This is a genomic window from Pseudothermotoga sp., from assembly GCA_025060105.1.
Taxonomy (GTDB): Bacteria; Thermotogota; Thermotogae; order Thermotogales; family DSM-5069; genus Pseudothermotoga_A.
The window spans coordinates 1-22,218 of sequence record JANXCS010000002.1 but is presented as its reverse complement, the minus strand read 5'-3'; the positions used below and the strand labels follow the sequence as shown (position 1 = coordinate 22,218).

The following is a 22,218-nucleotide window of genomic DNA, read 5'->3' as shown; positions in this document are numbered from 1 at the left end:
GGATCGATGGGAGGGAGGCAGTAGTGAACAAGGAGGAACTCATGGAAAGGATCAAAGAGATCATCGCTGACAAACTTGGTGTTGATATCGATGAGGTTACGGATGATGCTGATCTCATCGATGACCTCGACGCGGACTCGCTGGACCTCGTGGATTTGGCTATGGCGATCGAGGATGAGTTCGGTGTCACGATAGCTGACGAGGAACTTGAAAAGATTCGTACGGTGAGAGATATCTTCAAAGAGCTATACGAAAAAATCAAGTCGGCTGAGGAAGAAGAGGAAGCCGATGAGGAGGAATGAACGTCGCTGGGCGTGTCCAGCGACGTCATTTTTCACTTCTTTCTTATCTTGACTACGATTGCGTCGCCTTCCAAAGTTTCATTCATTGAGATGAAAGTTTCGAACGGCTTTGCACGGTACTTGGCTATCACACCTTCGTTCAAAAAGATCACTATCGAAAAGCCAGGTAAGTGTGTTCGACCTATCACACGATAAACACTGAAAAGTTCACAGTGTAGTCTCTCAAAATTTTTGTGTATCAATTTTTCAAGATCGAAATCTTTTAAGGCTTTCATTGCTTTTTCCAAGTGTAATTCTCTGCCTCTGTTCCAATCATAGATTCTGTATGTTAAATCAGAAGCTTGCTGAATTTCAATGACCAAGCTGTTTGGTCCTAGCGTGTGCACGAGGCCGGCGGGGATGAAGAGAAGTTCTCCAGGTTTCATGTTGAGGAATACAAGTTTTGATCGTACTTGATCGAGATCTGACAGATACTTCAGCTCTGTGCCCCTCGGGATCAATGCCACTTCGCCAGGTTCAACGAAATACCAACACTCGGTTTTACCCCAAGGCTCGTTTTCCAAGATTCTAGCTAGCTCGTCGTCTGGATGAACTTGGATGGAGAGCCACTGTGCAGGTGAAACTATCTTTATCAGCACCGGAAATCTCGGAAATCTCAAATCGAATTTGTCGAGCAAATCTTTCAGCTTTAGATTCTGTACACCATCGATGCTTGTAATGAGAGGTTCAACTTCAGAAAGTAACCAAACCTCACCGATCGGTGGATCAGCTTCGATGTTGAAGGATCTGTTCAGTTTCGGGTTACCCCAAACGATGGGTCTGAAGCGTGGTTTAACTTTCAGAACCACCGGAGTAACCTCCGACTCTTATTTCATCGTTTTCGATGAGGACCACAACTTTTTGAATGGCACGTTCATTGTAATACCTCTTGTCGAAGATGTTCACCTCGACGCCAGGGTGCATAACTTTGCGTGCCACTACCTTTGCGGTTGTGTATTTCTGCCTCACATTTTTTTGAATTTCTTCAAGTTCTTTTTCCATTACCTCCACGTTGTTTCTCAGATTTATTAAGCTCTGCCCTACTTTCCTGAACAATTCGATCTTGTCTGGAGGAAGTTTACCCTGACTCTTGTCCATGATCTCCTTCAGCGTTTTGTAAACATTGATCAGCTTGTTCAGATTCTCCCTATCAAGTTCGAGCTGTGCTTTGAGCAATTTCATTCTTTCTCTTTCTTCTGGTTCCATCCCAACTTCCACGTGCGTTCTCACAGCAAGTTCAGAACCGATCTCCTCTGCTTCCACGTAACGACCTGCCGAAACTGTTCCACCAACTATAACACCTTTGTTCCCTTTCGCGATCACTTCTTCTCCAGCTTTGATCTGTGAGTTTGTTATTGGTCCATGGACGATAACTCTTTTTCCTGCTTCGACGATGGCGTTCTCAATGAACTTTGCTTGAACTTCTTCCTTCGCTTTGATGATACCTTTCTCCCTACCTTTTATACCTAGACTTGAAACGCTTCCCTCGAAAGAAACCACAGTGGCCGCTTCTATCACACCTCCAACCGAGACATCCCCTTTTGCTTTCACACTGAAACCAGGTTTGACGTCACCTTTGATATGCACATCACCTGGAAATTCGACGTTGCCTGTAGAGTAGTCGACGTCACCAGGTATATTCAAAATTTCATTCACATCGATGGTACCATCAGGTGTCGCGATTAAAATGCCATCGACTGCCGCAATTATCTTTTTGCCTTCTTCGAAGATCTTTACGTTCCTACCAAGCTTGAATTGAGCAGGTTTACCTGGTTTAGGCTTCAAGATTCTACCTAACACGTTTCGCCCTTCTTCCCCTTCGGTGGGTGGAACGATCTCTGCGATTGGTTGACCCGATCTGACTATCGTTCTCATGCGCTTTGGTAGTTCTCTCAGATCTATTCTTCCTCTGTCAGCTGCTGTTGGTTCTTCTTCAGTTTGTTCTGGTTTCAGGATGACGACTTGTCCATCTTTTCCATCTACAGGCTTCTTCCCGACAGCGACGAGAATGGGTCTATCCAATATTCTGGATTTTGCGATACTTTCAACGGCGTCTTCCATGATCCCGTAAACGATTCCATGCGCTTTCAATTGTGAAAGTAATTCCTCTTTGGAGATTTCTTCCGTTGGTTCCGCCGACACAATCATGTGAGCTTCCATACCATCTTGGGAAACCTTGATTTGAACCTTCATCGTCCCTATCCCTCTCTCCACCCTGACTCCACCAAAAACTTTTCAAGGTCTCTTAATGATCTCTCGGCCAATTTCAATCTGTTTTTACCGTCTCGCAGTAATCCATAGTTTGCGTACATAGGCTGCAACTGCTCTGTTAGACCATTGCAAACGTAATCAAAGAGTGCTCCCATCAAGGTCGACGTGGGAAGACACAGTAGATTTTTCCCTTTCAACTGTCTGTATACGTTGAAGGCTACATAGATTCCACTGGCTGCAGATTCTAGATAACCTTCCACACCCGTTATCTGACCCGCGAAGAAAATCCTTTCTGATCCTTTGAGTCTGAAATATCTATCGAGTACTTTTCTAGAATTGATGTAAAAATTTCGGTGCATAACCCCATATCTGAGTATCTCTACATTTTCCAGACCAGGAATCAATCTGATGACCCTTTTTTGTTCTGGCCATTTGAGACGTGTTTGAAAGCCCACTATATTGTACATCGTTCCCTCGATATTTTCCTTTCTCAGCTGTACAACTGCATATGGTTGTTTACCCGTTCTGGGGTCGATCAAGCCTACAGGTTTCAAAGGACCATACAGCAGAGCCAGTTTACCGGACCTTGCTATTTCTTCAACGGGTTTGCACCGTTCAAAGAGCAATGAACTGTCAAAGTCTTCCATTGGTATCACTTCCGCGTCGACGAGAGCTTCGTAGAATTCTTCGTACTGCTTTTCATCCATTGGACAATTTATGTAGTCTTTTGTTCCCACACCATAGCGATCACCGAAAAAAACCTTCGAAAAGTCGATACTGTCAGCTGCAACGATTGGAGCCACTGCGTCGAAGAAGTACAGAGCATTTTCAAGTTTTTCCATCAACCAACGTGACAAGTTTTCACTGGTGGCTGGTCCCGTGGCGATTACCCATAGATCTTCGTCTTCCTCGATTTTGGTGACTTCTTCGGTGATCAACTCAACACCAGCTTTCAAGACCTCCTCCGTCACCCTGGTTGAGAATTTTTCCCGATCTACTGCTAAAGCCTTACCAGCTGGTACTCGACATTCCCTAGCGATCCTCACTATGAGTGAACCGAAGAGTTCCATTTCACACTTCAACAAGCCTGAAGCATTCAACAGTTCATCTGATTTAAAGGAATTGCTGCAAACAAGCTCCGCGAAGAGACCAGTTCTGTGCACAGGGGTCATCTTAATGGGTCGCATTTCGTGGAGGATAACATCAACACCACGAATGGCGAGTTGGTAGGCAACTTCCGAACCAGCTAACCCCGCACCAACGATGTGGACTTTCAAACATCTCGACCTCTCAGTGATTTACCCAGTCTCAAGAGGTTTCCTCGATGAACGTTAACGAATTCTACTAAATCGAACACTCTGTGTATTATGAAAAGACCAAAACCACCTTCACGCTCTGGGTCAGGGATCCTCGGTTGCAAAGATTTTGGATCGACGTGATCGCCGAAATCTCTGATGAAAATTTCTACGGATTTTTCGTCCAATGAGATGGACATTTTTATGATTTTTGTTTGATCATACTTGTAGGTGTGTTTAATTACGTTTGTGAGAGCCTCGTTGACTGCGATCTCTATGTCCCAGACTAACTCTTCTGGTATGTTCCGTTGCAACAAAAAACTTCTCACCGCAGCGCGAGTCACCCTCACGTTCAGAGGATTGGCGTTGAAAGAAAAGCAGAACAATTCTTTCATGTTTGGTGTCCTCCCGGATCTTTCGTAGTCAATCCTCGAGCATAGAGACAACATTCCATACCAACGTTGAAACTCAACAGATATTTCTCTTCGAGTTCACATTGCAGTTGAAAAGCTTCTTTCACCGTTGAATTCATCTTTTTTGCGAAATCTTCAAGGCTCGATGAAAGGAGCCTGTATCGAACAATCCTCACGTCCGAGGGATCAACTTGAACGAGCAGATCGTATTCGTGTAACTTTTCGTAAAAGAAAACGCCTTGACCCCGAACGTATTTTTCAACGATCAAAGCTTGTCTTATAGCTTCTTTCGGATCGTCACAGAAACTCGATACACACAGCTTGGAACTGATTATTGGTGATAATAGCTCTGTTGAAAACACGTACAAATCGTACTCTCCCACATTTATGATCCTCAGTGCGATTGAAGCTAACTTTTCTCGAGCTAGAAATCTTTTCTCAATCTCCGCGGAGGACAGAAGTCCGACATACCTTTTACCTTGCCATGGATCCAAATACTTTGCGAGCTTCTCAACAACTGTAGGCCATCTTTTTGCATTCAAAAGAAGATGATCGACGTAATAACGCATAGCTTCGAACAAAGGTTCATCCTTGAGGAGTCCCAGAACCAACTTTCCCGCTATCGTGTCGATCGGCATGAGTATTATGTCAAGGCCAGTTGATCTCACCGATACAACCGTGCCAGACTGTAAAACAAGACGAGCATAACTGAAAAGTTCCTTCGCCACACCCAAATCGTCCCTGATTATCTCTTCATTGTTGAAGATTATGCAACGCATTCCTTTCATTCCTCTCTTTTAGAGATTTCAAGCATCCACAATAATTTTGGCGGTACAATCCAAGTTCTTTGCTCAATTGTACACTTCTCAAAAAACCATTCTGCTTTTTGAAATCACTCTGAAAATAAGAAATGTTCAACCGCTTTGCAAACTCGAGTCCAATAGTGTTTATCAATTTAGCGTTCTTTTTCGGACTGGCGGTCAACGTGGTGGTGAAGACCTTGTAACCTCTTTCTCGAGCAAACTGAGCAGTTATCAACAAACGATGCTTTACACACTCTTCACAGCGTTTTGATCCTTCTGTGAGGTGCAAGAAGTTACTCACGGATTTGTACCAATCTTTCTCTCCGCCCTCGACGACGATGAGTTTTACGTTCCAGAGCCTCGATAATTTAACAGTCTCATGCATACGTTTTTCAAGTTCTTCTTTTGGTTCAATGTTGGGATTATAGAAAAACAATGTTGGTTCTATCCCAATTGATCTCAACTTTTCTACAGCTATTGTCGCATCCGGCGCACAGCACACATGAAGCAACATCAAAATCTCCTCTCACTATCGAGCAGAATAGTGACTGGGCCATCGTTCATCGATTCGACTTCCATGTGGGCTCCGAAGATTCCCTTTTCGACCCTTTTGACCTGTTGCTTCATTTTCTCGATGAACATTTCGTACAATTTCTCACCGATCTCAGGTGGAGCAGCTTCGTCGAAGGAAGGCCTTCTACCGCGTCTGCAATCTCCATAAAGGGTGAATTGAGAAATCACTAACAATTCACCATTTACTTGTAGCAAACTCAGGTTCATCTTTCCATTGGAATCTTCAAAAATTCTCAAGTTTGCTATCTTGTCACACATCCATTCCACGTCCTTCTCTGTATCATTCTTCCCCACACCGAGGTAGACTAGCAACCCTGCGTTGATTTGACCTACGAGTTTTCCATCAACTGACACGGATGCGTTGTGCACCCTTTGTACGACCGCTCTCAGACGTTTCGCCCCCTCTCGACCCTTATGACTGCAGGATTACTTTCAAGCACTTTCACTGCCTCGCTGAGTTGGCTTGTGTCGCTGACCAGCACAGTCAGTGAAGCTATAGAGTAACTCCACTTCGTGGAAACGAGCTCAGCTCTCACCACGTTAGCTCCCTTATTTTCCAGTGATTGAACGAGTTTTCCTATCTCGGACTTGTCCCTGAATTCCACTTTCAAAGTTGTTTGATAGCGCCCTTGTGATTGTCCATTCCAACGTGCGTTGAAAATCTTTTCTGGATCGACGTCCTTAGCATTCTTGCAATCGACAGTGTGCACGGTGATACCTCTTCGACTCACAACACCCACTATGCTGTCTCCAGGTATAGGTCCACAACACTTCGCTAGGTGTATTTCTATGTTCTTCAAACCATCTATTTCGACTTCCAGCCTGCTTTTTGATCGACTCCTGGAGCGCTTAAGGGTCTTCTGATCGTCTGTCTCCCTCAAAGGACTGAGTAACCTCACCAGTTCTTTCGGACCTATTGTACCTTCACCGATCCTGCTGAAAAACTCGTTTTCATCGATTCCTTGGTTTTGAAGGTATTTCCTCATTTCTGTTGATTTCATGATCTCCTCGATAGGTTTTGCAAACTGTTTACTCACACGCCTGAGAACGTCTTTACCTCTTTCTATCAGTTCAGTTTGAAGCTGTTCTCTGAAGAACTTCCTTATCTTTGCTTTAGTGCGCGGTGATCTAGCGTACTTCAACCAATCCAAACTCGGTCTACCAGACTTGTTGACAATGATTTCGACTATGTCACCATTCTTCAATTCGTAGTCTATAGGAACGAGTCGACCGTTCACTCTCGCACCTGCAAAGTGATGGCCGATCTCTGTGTGCACAGCGTAGGCAAAGTCTATGGGAGTCGCACCAATAGGTAAATGTTTCACTTCACCTTTCGGTGTGAAGACGAAGACTTCATCCATTTGGAGCTCTTTCTTGAGTTCATCTAAACCTGTCAGATTTTTCGTTAACTCTTTTCTCCATTCAAGGAGCTGTGAGACCCATTTTTGCATAGTTCTCACGTTGATACCTTCTTTGTATATCCAATGAGCTATTAATCCATACTCCGCCTCTGCGTGCATCTCCCAGTCTCTGATCTGCACTTCTAATGGTTCGCCGTATCCTGTTATGACTGTTGTGTGGAGCGATCTGTAACCATTCGATTTCGGTGCAGCTATGTAATCCTTAACTCTCCCTGGCAAAGGTTTCCAAATGCTGTGTACGATACCTAAAACGTTGTAACAAGTGGTAACATCATTCACGATTGCTCTTATTCCAAAAAGATCGTAAATCTCGTCGAAATCTTTTCCTTTTTGATTCAACTTCTGCCAGATACTGTAGTAATGTTTGAATCGTCCCTCAACATGAGCTTCTATACCATTCTGGTGCAGTGCATTCTTGAGCAGCTGAACGTACTCGTTTATCCTTTGTTCTCTTTCTCTCCTCTTTTCAGCTACGAGCATCTTGATTTTGTTGTACTCGTTTCTGTTGAGAGTTTTGAAAGAAAGGTCTTCCAATTCCCACTTGATCGTGTAGATACCCAACTTGTGGGCTATGGGAGCGTAAATTTCGAGCGTTTCTTTTGCTTTGTAGATTTTTTTCTGCTCATCCTTTACAAAATCGATCGTTCTCATGTTGTGCAACCTGTCGGCTAGTTTTACCACTATGACTCTTATATCCTCAGCCATAGCAAAAAGCATTTTTTGAATGGTTTCAAGTTTGAGGAGAGAATCGGCTGAGTCAACAGGCGCATTAATCCTGCTCACCTTCGTTACGCCATCGACTATCCGTGCGATTTCTTTGCCGAACTCCTTTTCTAAATCTTCGAGTTTCACTTTTCCCTGGCTATCTTCCACGGCATCGTGCAGCATGGCAGCTATCAGTGTGTCGATGTCTACGTTCATTTTCGCCAGGATCTTACACACTTCGACAGGATGATTCACAAATGGTTCACCAGACTCTCGGTACATACCTTCATGAGCGTAAACAGCCAGCCTATAGGCTCTTGCGAGCTTTTCTTTGTCTTCTTCACTGAAATTTCTCGTCGAAAGTCTCAGTATCTGAGAAGCGATTTCTAAAGGATCAGCCATCCTCTTCGACTCTCCATTCTGAACCTTTTTCACCGCTTTTTAAAAACGTTATCAAAGCGGCTATGTCAGATGGCGTTACTCCAGGTATTCGGCACGCTTGAAGGACGGTCTTCGGTCTTTCACGAGATAATTTCTCCTGTGCTTCTCGAGATAAATTGACCACTCTCTTATAATCGATATCGAGTGGAATCTTTATCTCGTCAAGGTTTTTAAGCATCCGCACTTCTTCTATCATCTTTTCTATGTAATCTTCATACTTAGCGGAGAGTTCGATTTGATCAATTACTTCGGGATCTTCTATGGGCGAAGGATCTAGTATCTTGATCTTGTTATAAGAAACATCCGGCCTCTTCATGAGGGTGAAAAGGGATGTTGGTTGTCGGAGTGGTTGCGTGCCGATTTGCACTAGCAAATCGTTCACTTGGTTTGTTGGTCTCACCACAGTCTCTTTCAGTCTTTTGACTTCTTCTTCAATTCTTTGTTTCAGCTTAATCACTTTTTCATAGAACCATTTCGGAACCAACCCAACGCGATAACCTTTTTCCACCAACCTTAGATGGGCATTGTCGTGTCTGAGTATGAGCCTGTATTCTGCGCGTGAGGTTAGAAGTCTGTATGGTTCATCTACGCCCTTCGAAACTAGATCATCTATCATCACACCGATGTACGCCTCTGATCTGTCTATGTGTATAGGTTCTTCACCTCTGAGTTTTTGCACCACATTTATACCAGCCACTATACCTTGTCCAGCAGCTTCTTCATAACCACTTGTGCCGTTGATCTGACCAGCGAAAAACAATCCTTCGACGAGTTTACTCTCGAGCGTATGATACAGTTGCCTAGGATCAATGTAATCGTACTCTATCGCGTATGCTGGCCTAACGATGTGTGCTTTCTCAAGCCCAGGGATGGTCCTGATCAATTCTACCTGTACTTCGTAGGGTAAGCTCGTACTCAAGCCGTTCAAATAATATTCGTCCGTGTTTTTCCCTTCTGGTTCAACGAAGATCTGGTGAGAGAGTTTCTCTGGAAACTTCACGATCTTGTCCTCTATGGAGGGACAATACCTTGGACCTTTTCCAGTGATAAGCTTCACTTCACCGTATAGGGGTGAATAGATCAAATTTTCCTCTATGATCTTTTTCGTTCTTTCGTTCGTGTAAGTGAGCCAGCAGGGATAGTCCTTCGGTAAGACCACCGGATCGCTATAGTGAGAAAAACACAGAGGTTCGTCCGCTGTGTCTTGACGCTTCATTTTCTCGAAGTCTATGGTTTTACCCAGTATTCGAGCGGGTGTTCCTGTCTTGAATCTGCCCATTTTGAAGCCGAGTTTCACCAACGCTTCTGAAAGACCTTTTGCTGGGAAATCTCCCAACCTTCCTGCTTCAAAAGTTTGCCGGCCTATGAAGATCTTTCCGTTCAAAAACGTTCCAGTGGTCAGTATGACCACGCGCGTTTCGTAAATCACACCCAGTTTGTCAACAATAGCTTTGACGCACCCATTTTCAACAACGATATCACTTGCTTCAGCTTGCCTTAGGAACAAACCATTCGTTTCTTCCAAAACACTTTTCATCATCTGGCTATACGCGACTTTATCTATCTGAGCACGCAATGCTCTCACAGAAGCCCCTTTGCTGGTGTTCAACATTCTCACGTTGATCATTGTTCGGTCAGTTGTTTTAGCCATTTGACCGCCAAGTGCGTCTAATTCACGCACGACGATTCCTTTCGCTGGTCCCCCAATGGCTGGATTGCATGAAGCCCATGCAACTCTATCCAAATTGGAGGTCATCAGGAGGGTTTTGAAACCACATCTCGCTGTCGCCAGCGCAGCCTCTACACCAGCATGGCCCGCACCGACAACGACCACGTCGTAAAATTCCTTCATCGTTCCCACCTCAAGACTGTTCAACAATAAATTGTAACACGTATTGAGCGAAGATCCCAGAAAGAGGTAATGAGAGACTTTGTGATAAAATCAACCTGCGGCGAGAGGTGATGATGTTGCGTATTCTGATTACAAACGATGATGGTGTCACGTCCGTGGGATTGCTGACATTGGCAGAAATTTTTTCCAAAAGACACGATGTTTTAGTTGTAGCACCTGAATCGGAACAGAGTGCCACGGGTCATGCTATCACCGTGAGAATGCCCATTTGGGTAAAGCGAGTGAAAGTCTTTGAGCACATACCAGTCTATGCCACAACCGGAACTCCGGCAGACTGTGTGAAGTTAGGTGTTGAGGTAATCGGTGAGAAGAACATAGATCTTGTGGTGAGTGGAATCAACTTTGGCTATAACCTTGGCACGGACATAGTTTACTCCGGAACAGTCTCTGGAGCCATAGAAGGTGCTTTGCTCGGTATACCTTCCCTCGCTTTGTCGGCACCTGCAAATGAGGATTTTGACTATAAAACCGCGGCTGAATTTTCTTTAAGGTTCATCGAGGAATTCGATCTTTCTTTAATTGAAAAGTTCACAGCTTTGAATTTGAACTTCCCGCCTGGACAGATCAAAGGTTGGAAAGTAACGCGTCAAAGTGCGAGAAGATATGCCGACAGGTTTGAGGCTCGTGTAGATCCGTTGGGAAACACGTACTACTGGATGTATGGTGATGTGATTGAGGACGATGAAAGGAGCGATTGTGATTACATCGTTGTCAAACAAGGTTATGTTTCAGTCACACCCATAACTGTCTTTATGACAAACGAACGATTGTTGAACAGATTGAGGGAGGCAGCCAAACGTGAGGAAGATAAGATTGCTCGGAGATCCTGTGCTCAGGAAGAAGGCTAAAGAGGTCTCTCAAATAGATGAATACGTTTTGAACCTTGTCAAGGAGATGTTTGAAGTCATGTACGCGAACGATGGTATCGGTTTAGCAGCTCCTCAGCTCGGAGTATCTCTGAGAATAATCGTGATGGACGATGGTAAACCAAGGGTTATGATAAATCCGCAGATTGTCTACAAAAGTGAGGAAAAGATCGTTGGTGAAGAAGGATGTCTGAGTGTTCCCGAGATTTTTGAGAACGTTGAACGCAGCAAAGAAGTGATCGTCAAATATAGGGACGAAAATAACGTCGAGCGAGAAGAAAAATTTGTCGACTACAGTGCACGAATCGTTCAACATGAGTATGACCATCTGGATGGGATACTCTTCGTTGATTTGATACCAGCAGAGAGAAGAGCAGCTATACGTGAAAAGCTGCTAGACATAGTGAAACGCTCAGTTCACCAAAGGTGAAAAAGATGAAAGTACTTTTCCTTGGAACACCAAACTTTGCGGCGGAGCATCTGAAAGCGTTGCTAGAAAATTATGTGAATGTTGTTGCGGTGGTCACACAGCCAGATAAACCAGCAGGTAGGGGCTTGAAACCCACGCCGAGCCCCGTTAAATTACTTGCAAAAAAAGCAGCCATACCAGTCTACGAACAGCTCAAACTCGTGCCATTTGAGATGTTGAAACCGGACATTTGTATTGTCGTGGCCTATGGTCGTATCATATCGAAGCATTATCTCGATATGTTACCTTTTTACAATGTTCATCCATCATTGCTTCCTGAATACAGAGGAGCTGCACCGATTCAACGTGCCATCGAAAATGGTGAGAAGATCACTGGTGTGACTATTTTCAAACTCACCGAACAGCTCGACGCTGGCCCAATAGCGATGCAAGAAAGTTTAAAAATAGGAGAGTTTGAAACTTTCGATGAAGTTGAGGCCAAGCTCGTTGAACTAGGTTGCAAAATGTTGATCGATTTTCTCAAAGACCCTTTTTCTCACCCGTTAACTCCCCAAGATGAATCACGGGCCAGCTACGCGCCTAAGATCGAGGAGAAAGACTTGCTCGTTGATTTTTCACGGCCGGTTGAAAAAGTGAAGGATAAAATAAGAGCGTACGATTCGAAGCCTGGTGCCAGGGCGGTACTCAACGGAGTGTATGTTAAAATTTTCGGGGCAAAGTCGATTGAACGATGTGAAACTGACGAGCCAGGCGTCATCGCTCATATCAATCATGATGGGGCTCTCGTAACGACTTCTTCTGGTCTTGTGCTGGTTTCTCACATTCAATTTCCAGGCAAGAGGAAGATGAAGTTCAGCGAAGCTTTCAATGGGAGACTGCTAAAAATCAACGATAGATTTCATCTCTGATCGCGGAGAGGGACGGGTGGTCGCGAGCCTTTTGAGGCTTGAGGAAAGTCCGGACTCCGTAGGGCAGGGTGCTGGGTAACACCCAGGAGGAGCGATCCTCGGAAAGGGCCACAGAAACTTCAAACCGCCCGAGCAGGGCAAGGGTGAAAAGGTGAGGTAAGAGCTCACCAACACTGGGGTGACCCAGTGGTTCGGTAACCCCCACCTGGAGCAAGGCCAAGCAGGGGTGGGTGGCCCGCCCATAACCCCGGGTAGGCCGCTTGAGGGGGGCAGAAATGCTCCCCCTAGATAGATGACCACCCTCGACAGAATCCGGCTTACAGTCCCTCTCCGTGAGTTTTAGAAGGAGGAAAGCGTCCATGAAGAGATTCATGGCTGTGATAGCGTACGACGGTACAAACTTTTTTGGCTTTCAAACTCAACCGAGTGTGAGAACCGTTCAAGGGGTCATTGAGAACGCGCTCGAGAGGATATTCAAAACCAAAGTGAACGTACTGGTTTCTGGCAGAACCGATACGGGTGTGCATGCACTTGGTCAAGTTGTGGTTTTTGACAGTCCCATAGATATAGACGAAATCAGTATGAAAAACGCATTGAACGCCAATTTGCCAGACGATGTGTACGTCAGAAAGGTAATCGAAGTCGATAGGAACTTTCATCCACGTTTCGAGGCCAAAAGACGAGTCTATCATTACTTCATCTACAACGCTCCAGAACCGAATCTGTTCATCAGGCATTATGCGTGGTGGTTCCCTTACAATCTTGATGTGCAAAAGATGCGTGCAGCCGCAAGCTATTTGGAAGGAGAGCATGATTTCAAAAGCTTTATAAAAGTTGAAGACGATGAGAGCACGGTGAGGACCATTTACCGAATCCGGATTTTACGATTGAGGAAAAGACTGATCTTGATACGCATTGAAGGTAGATCTTTCGCGCGTAGGATGGTCAGAAATATCGTTGGAGCACTCGTGAAAGTGGGGACTGGGCAATGGGAACCAGAGAAAATAAAAGAGATACTCGAGGCGAAGAGCAGATCGGTAGCTCCAGCTACGGCACCTGCACATGGGTTATACTTCTACTCTGTGGAGTTTTGATGGCCTTCGAGGTTGGAAAATTAGACTTGTTTGGTAGGAAACTGAACATCGTTCAGCAAAATGGCGTGCTCTATTACATTGGTGAAACTGAACCTGCTTCTGATGATATTCTCTTGATTAAAAAGTGGATGCAGCTTCCACTGGTCACGCTCGCATACGATGGGCCGAGCGAACTGAAAGGCGTTGTTGAATCTTGTTTAAACAGTGTGGGCGTACTCGTAGGTATAGCTGATGTTCTTTATACAAAAGTTAGAAAGCAATCTGGTCTGATCTATACGAAATTGATTTATCGGGATTGGCAGTGGGATAATTCTGACGAACTGTGGAAAGAAGAAGATTTCTCAGCGAAACTTGTCGAGAAGCTCAGAGAGCTGTTCAGTTTCATTGAGTTCCCAGAAGCAGGTTACAGTGTGCTCGTGGCGGACCGTATCATCTTTGAGAAGCGAATCGGACAGACCAAACCTGTTGAGATCAAGGTGCCTGAAAAGATCGTTTCACTCACCGTGAATGGTGAACGAAAATTGCTTTCAGAAGGTTTCTACAATCTCTTCGGTAAGGTGATCTACATAGATGAAGATACCACTCTGGCAAAAACATCGTTCTTCGAAGGTGCCAAGATGGTGTACAAAACCTCTAAAGGTTATGTCATCTACAGAGATGGATCGCTCACCTTTCCAGATGGCAAGAGCATAGTGGCTCAAGAACCGTTCGACGTGGTGGATGATAGGATCATACCTTGGCGCGTGATGGTTAAATCAGAAGGTTCTAGCTTTCAAACGACTGTTGTGGGTCGCAGCAAAGATCTCTTGGTGCTTTCTTGTGGCATGATCGCACCTTTGGATCTTTCCTGGTTCATGCGTGTGAGTGGTCCAATAATCGAATGGGTATGTATTGAGCAGAGATTGTACGTGCTAGACATAGCTGGTTATGTGAGATCGTTCGATCTGAAAAGTAGACGTTTGATTTGGGAAAAGCTTGTACCGGGTGCATGGGGATTGGCCGTACATAAAGGTGAGGTTTACGTTGCCTCCGGTGAGAAGTTACTTCAACTCAATGAAAAGGGAGAACCAATACAAGAGAGGTATTGTCAAGACTTCGGTGTCTCTCAGGAGGGTATAATTGCATTGATAGAGAAAAAAGGAAGATTCATAAGAAGTGCAGACATGAGTGTTTTGCTTGAGGGTTCAAAAGCCACGGTGTATGCAGACCAAATTTTCCGATTCGATGGTATCAGTGTCGTTCGCTTTTTTGACTGGGGCGTCGTTTTAGTCGGAGAATCTGGATGCTGGGTGGTAGAAAGACGTTGAGGCTAGATGTGCTTCTGCTCAGAAAGGGCTTTGTGAAGAGTAGATCCCAAGCGGCCGATCTCATAAAACTCGGTCGCATTCTGGTCAATGGTTCGATCTGTACCAAACCAGGTAAACTCGTTGAGGAGAATGTCCAAATCTCAATTTTGCACGAGCGAGTGTACGTCAGTAGGGGTGGAGAAAAGCTTGAAAGTGCTTGGCAGACCCTCGGAGTTGACTTTTCTGGAAAAGTTGTGTGTGATATAGGTGCATCCACTGGTGGGTTCACACACTTCGCTCTGCTGAAAGGTGCTTCGAAGGTTTTTGCGGTAGACGTGGGCGAGAACCAGCTCGATGAATCTTTGAAAAGAGATCCGAGAGTATTTTCGATTGAGAAGTTCAACGCAAGGTATCTGACACCGGAAGTGCTTGGTGAAAAGGTTGATATCGTTCTGTGTGATGTTTCTTTCATCTCGCTGAAATTGATACTCCCAGCCATAGATAGAATCCTCAAGGAAGATGGTGAAGCTATAGTTTTATTCAAACCACAGTACGAACTTGGAAGAAGTTTGAAACAATCTGTATCCGCTCATGTTCAAACCTTGATGGAGGTCTTCAAATGTGCGCAGGAAAACCGTTTGTACCCTGTAAGTTTGATCGGATGTGATGTGCCAGGGAGAGACGGCCAACTTGAATATTTTATCCATCTGAAAAGAAAAGGCGCGAACGAATTCAGCATGGAGGCAGTCTCAAAAATTGTGGAAGCTTTTTGGAACAGATTTCGGGGCAGGGGTAAAACATGAAACGATTTTCATTGATTTTGTTCGCTCTTTTGTGTGTTGCTTTGCTTGCGGATGTGACATCTTTCGTCCCAAAAGATTACGACTTTTTTGTACTTTTGAAAGGAAATTCCCTTTATTACAACAGGCTGAGCAATGTGCCTCTGTTTCGATTCATCCTGAAAGGAGACAAAATAGCCCTTGAAAATGTCTTCATATCGCTCCTTGAGAACACGTGTAACAGCATGGGTATCTCGATGAACACAGTTTACGAGGCTTTAGAAGGTGACATACTTTTCGCATCGAAGGGTACCGAGTTCACCCTTGATCAGTTCTTTTCGCTGGATTTGAACTACTACTTTCAGGTGCTCAGGAACATCGGTAGCAATTCCATTGTAGTTCTCAAATCGTCGAAACCAGAGCAATTACTCCGTCTCATGGCTAGGCTGATGGATTTGAAGTTGACGAAGAGCGATAGAGTTTGGACGTTACACGATACAGATGTTGCAATTTTTGCTGCGGTGCACGAGGGTTATTTAGTAATTTCTGGGAGTAGAACTGCTTTGATGAAGGCCGTGGATGCTTACGATCTTGCCCCAATGCAGTTGAAAAGTGAAGAGATAGCCGTAAGGGAATTGTTGAATCAATCTGCGTGGCTCTACGGTTTTTTCAGGAAAGATTCGTTCCGTATAAAAGGGCCATTCGTGTCGAGTAACAATGCAGAAACAGATTATGTCACTGTCATCGGCATTCCCGTCGGTGAATCTCTGAAAATAGAAGTTCGCCAACAACTCAGCTCGAGTAAAGGTATGGAAAGGTACGTTTCATCGAGTACGGTCATGCTTGGTATGCCCTTCATCGGTAACTTTGCTTTCTCTGCGACCGCGGCAGGACCGATGGATCTTGCTGAATCACTTTCACAGTGGTTTCAGGGTGCGCAGGATGAATTGAAAAAGATTTATGATATTGTCTCATATATCTTGAAATTCAGCACAGGACGTGTGTACATGACGGGTGATCTGTTCGGTGAGCAAATTCGCTTGGCTGCAGTTTTTGAGCTTTCGAAAGAGATTGATCCCGGATTTTTGATCAAGTATGGCGCAAGATCATTTGGAAATGAAATGAGATTACCCATACTCAACGGTTTCATAAGTTTCTTTCCGTCGGAAAAGCGCTTCATCATGACAAACTTGACCAAAGACGAATACGAACGTCTCGCAAACAGGAAGCGTTTGAGAGACGATGTAGCATATCAATACATCGCACGCAATTATTCGAATCAAGACATACTCAGACTTTACATCGACGTTGGCTCACTGTTAAAACTCTTGCTAGGAGTGAACGCAACCGGTAAGTTCTTTCTGACCCAACAGTTTGACGGTCAGTGCTTGATCTACAGAATGGAGGTTATGTGAAGATGTTTCCCTTCATCGATAGGAACAAAATGTTGCTCAAACGCTATTTCAAAATGACAGAGAAAGTGAAGCAGAAAGAAAAACCTCTGCACAGAGCGACGAACAAGGAGCTCTACGAACTAGCTATTCAGATGAAGAAAAGCGGTTATGATGAATCTTATATATACGATGCTTTTGCGCTCGCGAGGGTCATTTCTAAAAGGGTCTTGGGTTTATATCCGTTCGATGAGCAGATAGTTGGCGCTTTTGTACTCCATGAGGGAAAGGTTGCAGAGATGAAAACTGGAGAAGGGAAGACACTTGTTGCTACGATGCCCCTCTATTTCAATGCACTCAGCGGAAAAAACGTTCATTTGGTCACGGTCAACGATTATCTGGCTCGACGAGATGCGCTCTGGATGGGTCCAATGTACCTTTCCCTTGGTTTAAGGGTCGGTGTGATAAATCAGCTTGGAAAATCTTACGAGGTTGTGTGGAAAAATCAAGATATGTTTGGATATGCGATCGATCACAATCTGTCCGTTTGGCCTGAGGGTTACGATGGTGAATTTTTAAAAGATTCGATGAAAAATCCTCATGCCGTACAAGCCTTTGAGGTTCAACTGATTGAGATCACGAGGAAGCAGGCTTACGAGTGCGATATCACTTATGGTACGAACAACGAGTTCGGTTTCGATTACTTGAGGGACAATCTCGTGTACGATCTGAACGATAAGGTACAAAAAGGTCACTACTACGCCATCGTAGATGAGGTTGACAGCATATTGATAGACGAAGCTAGAACGCCTCTGATCATATCCGGTCCCTCCAAAATCGGTGCTTCTGTTTACAAACAATTCGCTTCCTTGGCGAAAAGATTCGTTAAAGACGAAGATTTCACAATCGACGAGAAAGCCAGAACGGTTGTCTTAACCGAGCAAGGCATTTCAAAAGCGGAGAAACTCATAGGTGTTGAGAATCTTTACAATCCGACCAACGTTAACCAATTGTACTATCTTTTGAACGCGCTGAAAGCACTTCATCTGTACAAGAAAGATGTTGACTACGTGGTCATGAACGGTGAGGTGATCATAGTCGACGAATTCACTGGCAGACTACTCTTTGGAAGGCGTTACAGCGGAGGCTTACATCAAGCGATCGAAGCCAAGGAAGGTGTGCCTATAAAAGAGGAATCGATCACTTACGCGACTATCACGTTCCAGAACTATTTCAGAATGTATGAAAAGTTGGCAGGCATGACAGGAACTGCCAAAACGGAGGAAGACGAATTCAAGCAGATTTACGGTATGGAGGTCGTGGTTATACCCACCCATAAACCAATGATAAGGGTTGATCATGACGATGTGATCTATAGGACCCAGGCAGAGAAGTATGCGGCGATAGTCAAAGACATCGTCGAACGCTATAAGAAAGGCCAGCCAGTCTTAGTTGGTACCACGTCCATCGAAAAGAGTGAACTTTTGAGTGGCATGCTCAAAAAACTTGGGATACCACATCAGGTGTTGAATGCCAAGTATCACGAAAAAGAAGCAGAGATCATTGCTAAAGCTGGTGAAAAAGGAGCTATCACCATAGCAACGAACATGGCTGGACGTGGTACAGACATAAAACTGGCAGAAGGAGTGGCAGAGCTCGGCGGTTTGTATGTCATTGGTACCGAAAGGCACGAAAGCAGGCGCATCGATAATCAGCTCAGAGGTAGGTCTGGCAGGCAGGGTGACCCCGGTGAGTCAAGGTTCTATCTATCTTTGGAGGACGATCTTTTAAGGATTTTTGGTGCCGAGCAACTCGAAAAGGTTATGAACTTGCTCAAAATAAAACCTAATGAGCCCATAGAACATCCCTTGCTCACCAAGCTCATTGAAACAGTTCAAAAGAAAGTTGAAGGGGTCAACTTTTCCATCAGAAAACATCTCATGGAAATGGACACAGTGCTCGACGCGCAGAGAAATTATGTTTACTCCCTAAGGGATTGGATTTTAGAAGGAAAAAGCATAGAGGAACATTTGTACAAATTCATAGAGGAATTCGTGAACAAGAGGATAGAAAGTTTTTGCAACGGCAAGGAATGGGATCTGGATGGCTTGAAGAATTCATTATTCATTCTTCCAAAGGGTATAATCAATCTCGACGGGACCAGATTCGACACTTCCGAGAAACTGAAGAGCTATCTGATAGAACAGTTGAAGAAAGCGTACCTAGCAAAGAGGGAAGAAATAGGAGAAGAGTACGACAAATTTCTCAGATTCCTGGTGTTGCGTGTGGTCGATGATAACTGGAGACAATATCTAGAAGAAGTCGATCATGTGAAAGAAGCTGTGAATCTGAGAGCCTATGGTCAAAGAGATCCGATCATCGAATTCAAAAAAGAAACTTACGCTATGTTCGATGAGATGATGACCCGTGTCATCGATACGATACTCGGTCTCATGTTCAGAGTCGTGAAAGTTGATGAGGAAAAGGCACAGCGTGAGGCAAAAAAAGACCTGTCGAACCTCAAACTTGTTCACGAAGAGTTCAACATTGTTAACAGGGCTGAGCGAAGAAAGTTGCAGAAAGGCGAGAAGATAAAACGGTTCAGGATAAAGAGGTGAAAAACATGATTGCCTACGAAACGAAAGTTAAGATAGAAGAACTGAAGGATAAGTTTGAAGGTTTGTCGAAACTCATAGAGCCTGAGAAATTGCGGGTTGAACTCGAAGAACTCGAAGGACAACTTTCTAGCAACGATGTATGGAAGGATCCAAAGAAAGCTGCCGAGATCTCTAAGAAGATCAGACACGCCAAGGATCTTCTCTTTGATTTCGAAAAGATCAAGAAACAATTTGAGGACGTTGAAGTTGGCCTGGAATTAGCGGAAGAGGACCGTGAAATAGCACAACATGTGGAAGAAATCGTTTCAGATTTGGAGAAAAACATCAAACGTTTGGAATTGGAACTTGTGCTGAATGATCCTCTGGACATAAACAATGCCTATTTGTCTGTGCATCCAGGTGCGGGCGGTACAGAATCTCACGATTGGGCTCAAATGCTCCTGAGGATGTACATGAGGTGGGCTGAAAAGAGAGGCTTCAGTGTAGAATTGCTGGACTTTCAGCCTGGTGAAGAAGCCGGTGTGAAGAGTGCAACCGTGCTCATCAAGGGTGAATATGCCTACGGCTTGTTGAAACATGAACGAGGTGTTCACAGGCTTGTGAGAATTTCTCCGTTCGATGCTTCTCACAGACGTCACACTTCTTTTGCCTCAGTGAACGTGATACCAGAAATAGAAGATGACATAGAGATAGAAGTAAGACCTGAGGATTTGAAGATCGAAACTTTCAGAGCTTCGGGGCACGGTGGTCAATACGTGAACAAAACCGACTCCGCGGTGAGGATAACGCATCTTCCTACAGGTATCGTTGTGAGCTGCCAAAGTGAAAGATCACAACATCAGAACAAGGCGATGGCACTGAAGATGCTCAAGGCGAGACTTTACCAACTCGAGCTCGCCAAGAGGCGTGAACAACTCGAGGAAATACAGGGAGAACTGAAAGACATCGCCTGGGGAAATCAGATAAGATCTTATGTGCTCCATCCATACAAGATGGTTAAGGACCACAGAACCGACATCGAAATGAGCAACGCGGATGCCGTCCTGGATGGTGATCTTGACCCGTTCATAGAAGCAGAACTACTGTATTTTGCGAAGAGATGACTTTCCCACATTCTCATCACCGTCCATTCGTTATTAAAAATCACATTTTTCAACACAAATAAGACTAAGATAAATGAACTTGCTCAAGAACTCACGACCAAGCTGAGCCTGTACAGGGAGGCATTCAATTTGGTGAGCAAGAAAAAAGGAAAGATAAGGCTCACAGATTTCATTCAAAAGCAAGCTTTTCGCGGAACGATCTTGATCAGTGTCATCTTTTGCGCTTTGATTTTTCCAATCTTGTTCCTCTATCTTTTAAAAATTTCCCAGCAAGAAGTGCTTGCACTCGCAACGAAACTCGAAAGAAACTGGTCGAACACGGTAGAGTATTTTGGAAAACTTTTGAACGTCGTGTCCACCCAAACGAATTCCTTTCAAGATCGAGAAGAAACTTTGAGTTTGCTCCAGCAGATCTATGAAAATCTTTCACCTCTCGTGGCTTATCCAGCTTTTGGTCGTGCGGATGGAAAAATGTTTTCTTATCCACCGTACGACTATGGTCCTGCTTATGATCCGAGGGAAAGACCTTGGTACAGAGCAGCAATCGAGAACCCCAAGCATTATGTGGTTGTGGATCCGTTCGTGCATGCCATATTGAACGAACCAGCGATAGCGATTGCAAAAGCAGTATTGGACGAGAATGGTGAAGTGATCGGGGTAATTGGCCTCGATCTTGTTGCGAGTCGACTGGCCGAAGGATTGCTCGTTGAAAACAGTTACATAATGGATGAGTCTGGACAGATCGTGGCTAAGAGGGGAACCATTAAAGGCACCTTCAAGCCACAGCTGGGAACAGAAAAAAGGATTTTATCTCATCTGGACGGTTGGGTAGGTTATGTTGCGATCGCTTCAGTGGGTAGAACGTATATAGTTCTTGAATACAGCGCGATTCGACAGATCATAGTTTCTCTAACGATATCTTTGAGTATTTTCGGCTCATTGTTCGCAACAAACGTGCTTGCTCTAAAGAAAGTTCAAAAGAAGATGAAAGAGAACGTGGTTGAACCGCTTCAGAACGTAGCTATGATGTTGAAGGAACACCAAATTGGGAAAAATCCCACCTTTGGAAAAATCGAAACCGAGGTCGATGAGCTCAGATTGGTGGTTGAGCGGTTTTCTGAAATGATTAGAACCACGAATTTACAGTTCGAAGAACTTCAGATAAGTTACAACAAAGAATTACATTTGAAGAAAGCTCAGCAAGCATTACTCGACATCACGGAGAAATACCTTCAAGGTGCGAAGATCGAGCAGATGTATCAATTTTTACTTGAAAAAGCGATCGAAGCGATTCCAAAAGCTCAAGGTGGAAGTGTTCTATTGAGAAAGAACGATAGTTATATCTTTGTAGCTGCGGTTGGGTATGATCTGAAGAAACTTTCCAAAGTGAGTTTTCCTGTGGAAGATGTCACATCCTGGGTTGGAGGGAAAGCTTCCATAAGGAAGAAAAACGATGTGATTTCGTACGAAAGGCATTTAGACGAAGAAAGTATCGATACGCTCAGAAAAGTAGGAAAGCTCGATGAAGTGAAATGCAGTTTGAACTTCATAGTTGAAGTCGAAGGAAAAACCGTGATTTTATTCAACATAGACAATTTTGAAGATGAGGATGCTTTTGATGTAGAGAC

The 22,218-nt window shown here is 44.4% G+C and carries 20 protein-coding genes and 1 other RNA gene; 12 read left to right on the top strand and 9 right to left on the bottom strand.

The window, feature by feature from the left end; translation table 11 throughout:
* Positions 1-23: 23 nt before the first annotated feature.
* Positions 24-302, top strand: coding sequence for an acyl carrier protein (gene acpP, locus NZ875_01755; protein ID MCS7174461.1), 279 nt, complete (start codon positions 24-26; stop codon positions 300-302).
* Positions 303-334: 32 nt separating this feature from the next.
* Here acpP and NZ875_01750 read toward each other — a convergent pair whose 3' ends face one another.
* Genes NZ875_01750 through mnmG form a run of 9 tightly spaced genes read right to left on the bottom strand, consistent with a single transcriptional unit; the run spans position 335 to position 10,055 of the window.
* The gene (locus NZ875_01750; GenBank protein ID MCS7174460.1) at positions 335-1,150 is read right to left on the bottom strand and encodes a class I mannose-6-phosphate isomerase; all 816 of its coding nucleotides are present in this window, start codon (positions 1,148-1,150) and stop codon (positions 335-337) included.
* Entirely contained in the window at positions 1,134-2,534 is a 1,401-nt protein-coding gene (locus NZ875_01745) for a FapA family protein (GenBank protein ID MCS7174459.1), read from the bottom strand. The genes NZ875_01750 and NZ875_01745 overlap by 17 nt, the downstream gene beginning before the upstream one ends.
* Positions 2,535-2,539: 5 nt before the next feature.
* Positions 2,540-3,829 (bottom strand): methylenetetrahydrofolate--tRNA-(uracil(54)-C(5))-methyltransferase (FADH(2)-oxidizing) TrmFO, encoded by a 1,290-nt coding sequence (gene trmFO, locus NZ875_01740; GenBank protein MCS7174458.1) that lies wholly within the window; start codon positions 3,827-3,829, stop codon positions 2,540-2,542.
* Complete coding sequence (locus NZ875_01735; protein ID MCS7174457.1) at positions 3,826-4,242, bottom strand: ATP-binding protein; 417 nt, start codon at positions 4,240-4,242, stop codon at positions 3,826-3,828. The genes trmFO and NZ875_01735 overlap by 4 nt, the downstream gene beginning before the upstream one ends.
* A complete protein-coding gene (locus NZ875_01730) occupies positions 4,239-5,039 on the bottom strand; it encodes a DUF4940 domain-containing protein (GenBank protein MCS7174456.1) in 801 nt (266 codons plus the stop codon). The genes NZ875_01735 and NZ875_01730 overlap by 4 nt, the downstream gene beginning before the upstream one ends.
* Positions 5,014-5,577: an epoxyqueuosine reductase QueH gene (locus tag NZ875_01725; protein ID MCS7174455.1), complete on the bottom strand. Its 564-nt coding sequence runs from the start codon at positions 5,575-5,577 to the stop codon at positions 5,014-5,016. The genes NZ875_01730 and NZ875_01725 overlap by 26 nt, the downstream gene beginning before the upstream one ends.
* Positions 5,577-6,026 carry a D-aminoacyl-tRNA deacylase gene (gene dtd, locus NZ875_01720; GenBank protein ID MCS7174454.1) on the bottom strand — a complete coding sequence of 150 codons (450 nt, stop codon included), beginning with the start codon at positions 6,024-6,026 and terminating at the stop codon, positions 5,577-5,579. The genes NZ875_01725 and dtd overlap by 1 nt, the downstream gene beginning before the upstream one ends.
* A complete protein-coding gene (locus NZ875_01715; protein ID MCS7174453.1) occupies positions 6,023-8,164 on the bottom strand; it encodes a bifunctional (p)ppGpp synthetase/guanosine-3',5'-bis(diphosphate) 3'-pyrophosphohydrolase in 2,142 nt (713 codons plus the stop codon). Before NZ875_01715 ends, dtd begins: the two co-directional genes overlap by 4 nt.
* The gene (gene mnmG / locus NZ875_01710; GenBank protein MCS7174452.1) at positions 8,157-10,055 is read right to left on the bottom strand and encodes a tRNA uridine-5-carboxymethylaminomethyl(34) synthesis enzyme MnmG; all 1,899 of its coding nucleotides are present in this window, start codon (positions 10,053-10,055) and stop codon (positions 8,157-8,159) included. Before mnmG ends, NZ875_01715 begins: the two co-directional genes overlap by 8 nt.
* Positions 10,056-10,171: 116 nt before the next feature.
* Here mnmG and surE point away from each other — a divergent pair, with 116 nt between their 5' ends.
* The 11 genes from surE to NZ875_01655 all read left to right on the top strand — a co-directional run.
* The gene (gene surE / locus NZ875_01705) at positions 10,172-10,963 is read left to right on the top strand and encodes a 5'/3'-nucleotidase SurE (protein MCS7174451.1); all 792 of its coding nucleotides are present in this window, start codon (positions 10,172-10,174) and stop codon (positions 10,961-10,963) included.
* Positions 10,914-11,411, top strand: a complete 498-nt coding sequence (def, locus tag NZ875_01700; GenBank protein MCS7174450.1) for a peptide deformylase — start codon at positions 10,914-10,916, stop codon at positions 11,409-11,411. Before surE ends, def begins: the two co-directional genes overlap by 50 nt.
* Positions 11,412-11,416: 5 nt before the next feature.
* Positions 11,417-12,319, top strand: a complete 903-nt coding sequence (gene fmt, locus NZ875_01695; GenBank protein MCS7174449.1) for a methionyl-tRNA formyltransferase — start codon at positions 11,417-11,419, stop codon at positions 12,317-12,319.
* A gap of 4 nt (positions 12,320-12,323) precedes the next feature.
* An RNA gene (gene rnpB, locus NZ875_01690) (RNase P RNA component class A) lies at positions 12,324-12,655 on the top strand.
* A 23-nt stretch (positions 12,656-12,678) separates the two neighbouring features.
* Positions 12,679-13,413 carry a tRNA pseudouridine(38-40) synthase TruA gene (truA, locus tag NZ875_01685; protein MCS7174448.1) on the top strand — a complete coding sequence of 245 codons (735 nt, stop codon included), beginning with the start codon at positions 12,679-12,681 and terminating at the stop codon, positions 13,411-13,413.
* A complete protein-coding gene (locus NZ875_01680) occupies positions 13,413-14,720 on the top strand; it encodes a hypothetical protein (protein ID MCS7174447.1) in 1,308 nt (435 codons plus the stop codon). Before truA ends, NZ875_01680 begins: the two co-directional genes overlap by 1 nt.
* Positions 14,717-15,502, top strand: a complete 786-nt coding sequence (locus NZ875_01675; protein MCS7174446.1) for a TlyA family RNA methyltransferase — start codon at positions 14,717-14,719, stop codon at positions 15,500-15,502. Before NZ875_01680 ends, NZ875_01675 begins: the two co-directional genes overlap by 4 nt.
* Complete coding sequence (locus NZ875_01670) at positions 15,499-16,893, top strand: hypothetical protein (protein ID MCS7174445.1); 1,395 nt, start codon at positions 15,499-15,501, stop codon at positions 16,891-16,893. Before NZ875_01675 ends, NZ875_01670 begins: the two co-directional genes overlap by 4 nt.
* A gap of 2 nt (positions 16,894-16,895) precedes the next feature.
* Positions 16,896-19,487 (top strand): preprotein translocase subunit SecA, encoded by a 2,592-nt coding sequence (locus NZ875_01665; GenBank protein ID MCS7174444.1) that lies wholly within the window; start codon positions 16,896-16,898, stop codon positions 19,485-19,487.
* A 5-nt stretch (positions 19,488-19,492) separates the two neighbouring features.
* On the top strand, positions 19,493-20,590 hold the full coding sequence (prfB, locus tag NZ875_01660; GenBank protein ID MCS7174443.1) for a peptide chain release factor 2: 1,098 nt from the start codon (positions 19,493-19,495) through the stop codon (positions 20,588-20,590).
* A gap of 132 nt (positions 20,591-20,722) precedes the next feature.
* Positions 20,723-22,218: cache domain-containing protein (locus NZ875_01655; protein MCS7174442.1), on the top strand; the 1,496-nt coding region annotated here is incomplete at its 3' end.